The organism is Sphingomonas sp. GC_Shp_5, assembly GCF_026540855.1.
GTDB lineage: Bacteria > Pseudomonadota > Alphaproteobacteria > Sphingomonadales > Sphingomonadaceae > Sphingomonas.
On record NZ_JALNUP010000052.1, the window covers coordinates 1 to 5,996 of the forward strand.

The following is a 5,996-nucleotide window of genomic DNA, read 5'->3' on the forward strand; positions in this document are numbered from 1 at the left end:
GACGGCGATCATCGCCGACATCACCGAGGCGAACAGCTCGGCATCGCTAAGGTCCGACACCATCTTGAGCGGCTCGAGCACGGTTGCGAGCAGGCCGACGCCGCGGACCTGCTCCGCGCGCTCTTTCTTGTAGACGTGGACTACGCGCGGCAGATCCAGCGTCGTGTCCCAAGCCTCGATGCGCTCGGGCACCAGCCCGGCGGCGTAGAGCATCTGCAGGTCGCCGGGATGCTGCTTGAGAATGTGGTAGGCGACCGGGTTCCAGTAGCGATCAACCTCGACGCCGCCGGCGATGATGTTGCCGGTTTTCGGATCCCGGCCGCCGTCCGCCACCGTGGGCGGGTTGCGCAGGCGATCCGCTTCCACCAGCTGCCACGCGGTCTCTGTGACGCGGCCGGGCTGGTTTTCAGGCATGACGCGCAGCGCCAGCATGTCTCCGGACGTGATCGTGCCGCGCTCGACGATCGCCTGCACGCCGTAACCTGTGGCCTGGCGCGAGGCGTCGACGTCCTTCGACGCCATATAGGCGTCGTAATCGGTCGCGATCCGCTGCTCCCAGGCCTCCTGCTCGTCCGGCGTCAGCCCCAGTGCCGTGCCGTTGATCGCCGGGATCGCCATCAGCCCGGTACCGATCGTGAAGGTCACCTTGCGGTTGATCGCCGCGGTCGCGATCGGCTGGTTCATCGCCGCATCGCGTTGCTCGGCACGCATCCGCTCCGAACCGGGCAGGATGTCTGCGTTGGCGGAGCGCGAACGGGCAAACCAACCGCGCCGTTTGCCCCGGTCCGCCTGGGCGCCACGATAGCCACCGGCACCGCCGCCGAACATCGTCGCGCTTGCCGCAAGGCGCGTCCGGTCCGCCATGCGCGCCAGTCCGGCCGCAGGGTTGATGGCCGCCACCGCGCGGTCGATCAGGGTGGGGCGAACCTTCACCTTCATGTCAGCGGATCCGGTAGCTGCCGGACCGGACACGGCCGACGGCCCGCTGCACTACCCGGGCCGCGGGCACCGGGTTCAGCCGATCGACGTAGCCCTGCCAATAGGCGAGTCCCTCCCGGATCTCGCGCAGATCGGCTCGGGTCAGCTCCCGGCCGTCCGCGAAGCGATGCTGCTGCCCAGCGAGCACGGCAGTCTCCGCGGTGAGGTACATGCCCACCCGTTCCTTCGCGATCGCGAAGGTGATGCCGACGTCCGACATGGCATTCTCCTCAACTGGATCGGACGACCCGGACAGCGCGGCGTGGCTTCTGACGGGCGGCGGCAGGCGCCGCGCGGGTGACGCTCACGCCAGCGCGTGCGGGCGGTTGGGCGGGTGGTGGCTCGGGCGATCCATCATCGTTCGGCGGTGGCGCGACAGGTGCGGGGCCCTTCGGCCGGGGCGGCCGTGCCCATTGCGGCACCCGGCTCAGGTTCTGGTCGAGCCCGACCAGGCGGAGCATGACGACCAAGGCGTAGATGAAGAGGTCCCAGCTTTCGTTGCGGACGCCCTCCGGCTTCTCCCACAGCCCCTCGACCTTCTCTTCCGCACGCAGCTCGTCGATGTGCTTGGGCGAAATATCGCACGGAAGGTCGATGTACGCGGGTCCTGGCGTCGGACGGCGCAGGCGATAGTCGCCGATGTCCTTCATGCGATTGACGTTCGGGACGTAGAGCTCGCACTCGGGCGCGCCCTTAACCTGGCGCTTGGCGTCAACCGTCGGCGCCGGCAGCAGCCGGCCGTTCGGTCGGTTGCCGCCCTTGAGCAGCATGATCGCGGTGGCAGGCAGCGCCGGGCGGCGTTCCTTACGGCTGCCGGTGACCATATCGTGCCACCACGCATAGGCGTTGTCCGTGGCGTCATCGCTGCCGCCGGTGTCGATCCCGGTGCAGAGCACCTTCACTCGCAGCGACGGGTCGCGCTGCAGCGGATAGGTGCGCTTCAGCACCTTCTCGTAGAGCACAGCCCAATGCTCGCGCCGGCGGAACGGCTCGAGCTTGGTGATGCCGTCGTTCAGCGTCAGGATGTCGAACCGGTCGATGATCCAGGCGCGGTTGCCGACGCCGTGGCCCACCGCCATGACCGAGAAGCGATCGATGCCGAGGTCGACCGTCATGGTGATCGACACCACGCCATCGGGCACTTCGCCGAGCTTGTAGCCCGAAGCTTCCGCCCGCTTGGCGAGCGCATCCACCGTCACCGGCGCGTCTCCCGAGGAGCGACTGACGTAGTTGCGGCCAACCTTGGTCTGGAAGAAGGACTTGAGCGGCCCTTCATCCTGGTGGTCTTCGAACCGCAGCTCTGCCGTTCGGTACTGGCGAGCAAGCGATGACCATGGCGCGAGGCCGAAGGTGCCGTCCCACCAATAACTGTCGACGGCGTTCGGCTCGAGTTCGCCTTCTTTGCCGCCGGGTATCGCCAGCTCGCCTTTGCCGATCCAGCGGCCGGTCGCCATGAGCGCCGGCTTGTCCGTCTGCTTGTGCGATCCGCCACAGCTTGGATCGGGACAGGCCAACTCCGCGGTCCGTTCGGCTTGCAACGCTGTTGATGTGCCGTCGAAGGTCAGGCGCTCCCACGCCATCTCGAATGGGGAACCACAAACCAGGCAGTCGACCCACCAACGCTTACTGGTCCCGCCAGCGACGAGCGGCTCGATGCCGCGCTTTGGCCCCTTCTTCGGGCTGGAGTTGACGTAGAGCTTCCAGCCGTACCCTTGGAACGACGTGGTGCGACCTTCGAACAGCGACACGGCGTCGCCCTGGTCGCCGATATCGTCGTCGAAGTCGTCGTAATCGTCGAGCCGGCCGCGCGAGAATGGCCGCGCGCGAAAGTTCGGGCCGGTCGGCCAGAGGAAATGCCAGTCGCAGCCGCGGAACTGCTTGAGGTAGATGTTGTCGGCGCTGGCCGTATCGAGCTGCCGCTCGGCGACGTCCCCGCACTCCTCGAGCAGCTTGTTAATCTGCGTCGTCACATAGGACGCCGTCAGTTCACGGGTGGGCGCGTAGAACGCCATGTCCGCCGGGTCGTAGATGACCGAGTGAACCTGCCAGTTGTTGCCGACCTCCGACTTGCCCATCTGGCTTGGGCCCATCACCGCAATGATGGAATAGGGGCTGGCCATCGACAGGTTGTTGGTCGGCTCGACCAGGTGCTGCATCGGCTCCGGGCTGTCCTTCCACGGCCCGCTATATGCTCCAGGGTTGCGCAGGTGACGGTGCCGGTTCGCCGCCTCGATCGGAGTGATCTTCTCTGGGAATTGGATCTCGCGAAAGCCGCGGCGGATCGTGTCGCACGCGTCCGCAAACTTGGGCGGCTCGCGCGTCTGCTGCATGAGCAGCGACAGGGCGCCGAGCCGGCGATGTGGTGCCGGCGCGCTAGCCGTCGAGGAGTTCGACATCGGCGTCCAGTGCCTTCACGAATGCAGCAAGCTTCTCGCCGATGAGCTTCTCGATGCTGAGCTCGATCTTCCGCTCCAGCCCGAATTCCTTGCGAATTGTCGAGCCGATGCCCTGCAGCTGGCGGCGAAGCTCGATCACGGCGTTAACCGTCTCGTTCTCGATCTCCGCGACACGGCAGAGTTCGCCGATCGACTGACGGTAGGCGAGCTCTGCCTCGCCGGCGCGGTACTCCTCGTAACGCTGCTTGCCGGTGAGCAGCAGGCCGTCGTCGTCGCCGGCGTCGCCTAGCATTTGCAGGCGAAGTTCCGCGAGCTGCGCCTGGCGGGCGGCATCGACGCCATCGCCGGCGCCGCGCTGGCGGTACCAAGCGAGCGCCGCCTCGGCCGCAATCTTGTAGCCGACGCCGCGGCGGCCGCGGGCGAGCAGCCAGTCGGCCTCGCCCGGCGCCTGCTTCAGATGATTGCGCATCGTCTCTGGCGTCACGCCGCAGAGAGCGGCGAATTCGTCCAGGCTGACGATCAGCTCATTAGATTTCCGCTTCCGGGGGGCGGCGCGCGGCGTCGCTGCTCTCGCCATGGCACCTCCAGCGCCAGATCAGCGGCCCGCCGGCAGATCCAAAGGCGTAATAATAAGGCGTAGTGAGTTCGCGACACGATAAACGCGCGCAAGCTGAGCCATTGCCCCCCGTATAGCGCCCTATTTCCGGGGAGGACCCAACGGGGGGGCTGGGTAGGTCCGCATCGGTCCGGTCTGCCGCCCCGCGCTGCCCCCGCGCGCGACGGCGCGGCGCGGCGCTTGTCATCAGCTGGTGCGCATCAGCGTCGTCGCGAGCTGAAGCTCGAGGTGCGGTAGCTCGACCGGTACGGCGATGACCTCGACCCCGAGGACCAGCTACTGGTCCGCGTGGTGGTCGTCGTGCCACCGAACAGGCCCCGCTTGGTCGAGACGGTTGTTACCGTGCCGCGATGCACATGCGCTGGACTTGCCTGATAGCCCGCGATCGGCCAACGCGAGCCGTGGTAGCTGGGATCGGCGACGATCACCGACTGGCGCTGGCCCCCGCCGTTGATGGCGCTGGAGAGCATGTATCCGGCCATGCCGTAGGTAAGATAGTCGCTGACGTCCCCGCCAGCCTGAGCGACCTGCAGGCACTCAGCGGGCTTGGCAGCCTCGGCACAGCGGGTCTGCGGCGAAGGGCCACATGCGGCAATGGCGGGCAGTGACAAGGCACACGCTGCGATGAGGAACAGGCGTCGGAACATCATGGTCTCCAGACCGTGGGGGAAGCGTTGCCTGCACTTGAGCGGTGCGGCTCAGCGCCTGCTTGGTGGCGACGCCGATAAGGAGCGGCGCCATCGCGCCACCCCGGTTGAGGATCACCTGAAGCCGCGGCCGCGGACGACCGCGCGGACGTCGCCGGCGACGGTCTCGATCTCGTCATGGAGCATCTGCACGGCGATGAGGCTGCGCTGGGGTGTGTCAGCTCGATCCGCTAGGGCGTACAGCCGATCGCCCGCCAGGCGCAGGCGCTCGCCCGCGGTGCGGGGCTTGGGTGCGGCCATTGCCACCTCCGATTTTCGACATGCTTACGACTTCCTCCGCGACGCATCGCGTGGAAGCTATGAAGGGCGCGCAAGAGCCGAAGCTCCAGATCGTCTGTCCCGGAAGCCGCTTGAGCGGCGGTAGCGGCTAAGCCGCCTGAACGTCTAAGCGGGTCGGCATTAGACGCCAACCGTCAATTTTCCATGACCGAGTGCCAAACCGCACCATTGCGAATGATCGGTCGCTGCTCTCCACAACACCAGCAACCCCGTCGAGTGCCGGCATCTCGGCAACGTCGACAAGCTCGCCGGGCTCGAACGTACGCTGCTTCGCGCGGTGCTCGGCTCGGCGCTCTGCCAGAAGAACGCGCTCCAGCTCCTTGGTCGCGCGACGGCGTGCGGCTTCGGACTTGAGGGCGGCGATGCGGATCTGCTCGGCTTCCCTCCGTGTCTCGGCCGCCCGGATCTCCTGCATGGTCGCCGCCTCGCGTTGCTCCTCTTCCTGGAGGCCCACGACCTCGGCATCGGCTACGAGCGGGACCTTCCCGTTGTAGCGGAAGATCGAGAATGCCGGGTGCAAGCTGGTCGGATCACTCGCAAGATCGGCCAGGGTGACGATGTGCTCTTCGCGGGCGAAGACGAAGGTCGCCAGGATCGGCACGTCGATCTCGACCCGTCGCTCGCTTTTCTTTCCACGGTGAAGCACCCGACGGATCGTCCGTGCCGGGCTCCACGCATCGATGCCGGCCTCCCGCAACGACTTCATGAGCGGCACGGTCTGGCCGCCGCTCGTGCGAAGAATGATCCACCGCGACATCAGCGTTAGACGCCAGCGATATCGAGCGGCACGCCGCGCCACGGCGCGTCATGCGCCTGGCGATCGTAGAAGCGGATGTAGGTCCGTGAGCCGATGACACGCATGCTGTCACGGATCGCATCCATCGCGCGCTTCCAGCGCTCGTCATGGATCTCCACGCGGAGCAGCATGAACAGCCCGGCGTGGCTGATCTGCCCCTCCTTATCGACGGCGAAGACGCGATCGACGAGGGCTCGGATCGCCACGTGGCTCTCGGCCGACCA

Annotated in this window: 8 protein-coding genes; all 8 read right to left on the reverse strand. The window is 66.9% G+C overall.

Annotation, left to right across the window (positions count from 1 at the left end; genetic code table 11):
* A partial coding sequence (locus OXR60_RS19630) for a phage portal protein (RefSeq protein WP_267397745.1) occupies positions 1-939 on the reverse strand: 939 nt, incomplete at its 3' end.
* 1 nt (position 940) lies between these two features.
* Positions 941-1,198 carry a DUF6148 family protein gene (locus OXR60_RS19635; protein WP_267397746.1) on the reverse strand — a complete coding sequence of 86 codons (258 nt, stop codon included), beginning with the start codon at positions 1,196-1,198 and terminating at the stop codon, positions 941-943.
* A 10-nt stretch (positions 1,199-1,208) separates the two neighbouring features.
* Positions 1,209-3,374, reverse strand: a complete 2,166-nt coding sequence (locus OXR60_RS19640; RefSeq protein ID WP_267397747.1) for a terminase gpA endonuclease subunit — start codon at positions 3,372-3,374, stop codon at positions 1,209-1,211.
* The gene (locus OXR60_RS19645; RefSeq protein WP_267397748.1) at positions 3,352-3,951 is read right to left on the reverse strand and encodes a hypothetical protein; all 600 of its coding nucleotides are present in this window, start codon (positions 3,949-3,951) and stop codon (positions 3,352-3,354) included. Before OXR60_RS19645 ends, OXR60_RS19640 begins: the two co-directional genes overlap by 23 nt.
* Before the next feature lie 239 nt (positions 3,952-4,190).
* On the reverse strand, positions 4,191-4,637 hold the full coding sequence (locus tag OXR60_RS19650; protein WP_267397749.1) for a hypothetical protein: 447 nt from the start codon (positions 4,635-4,637) through the stop codon (positions 4,191-4,193).
* 114 nt (positions 4,638-4,751) lie between these two features.
* Positions 4,752-4,937, reverse strand: a complete 186-nt coding sequence (locus tag OXR60_RS19655; protein WP_267397750.1) for a hypothetical protein — start codon at positions 4,935-4,937, stop codon at positions 4,752-4,754.
* Between the two features lie 127 nt (positions 4,938-5,064).
* The gene (locus OXR60_RS19660) at positions 5,065-5,733 is read right to left on the reverse strand and encodes a hypothetical protein (protein ID WP_267397752.1); all 669 of its coding nucleotides are present in this window, start codon (positions 5,731-5,733) and stop codon (positions 5,065-5,067) included.
* Positions 5,734-5,738: 5 nt separating this feature from the next.
* The coding region (locus tag OXR60_RS19665; protein ID WP_267397753.1) for a DUF3164 family protein at positions 5,739-5,996 on the reverse strand (258 nt) is incomplete at its 5' end.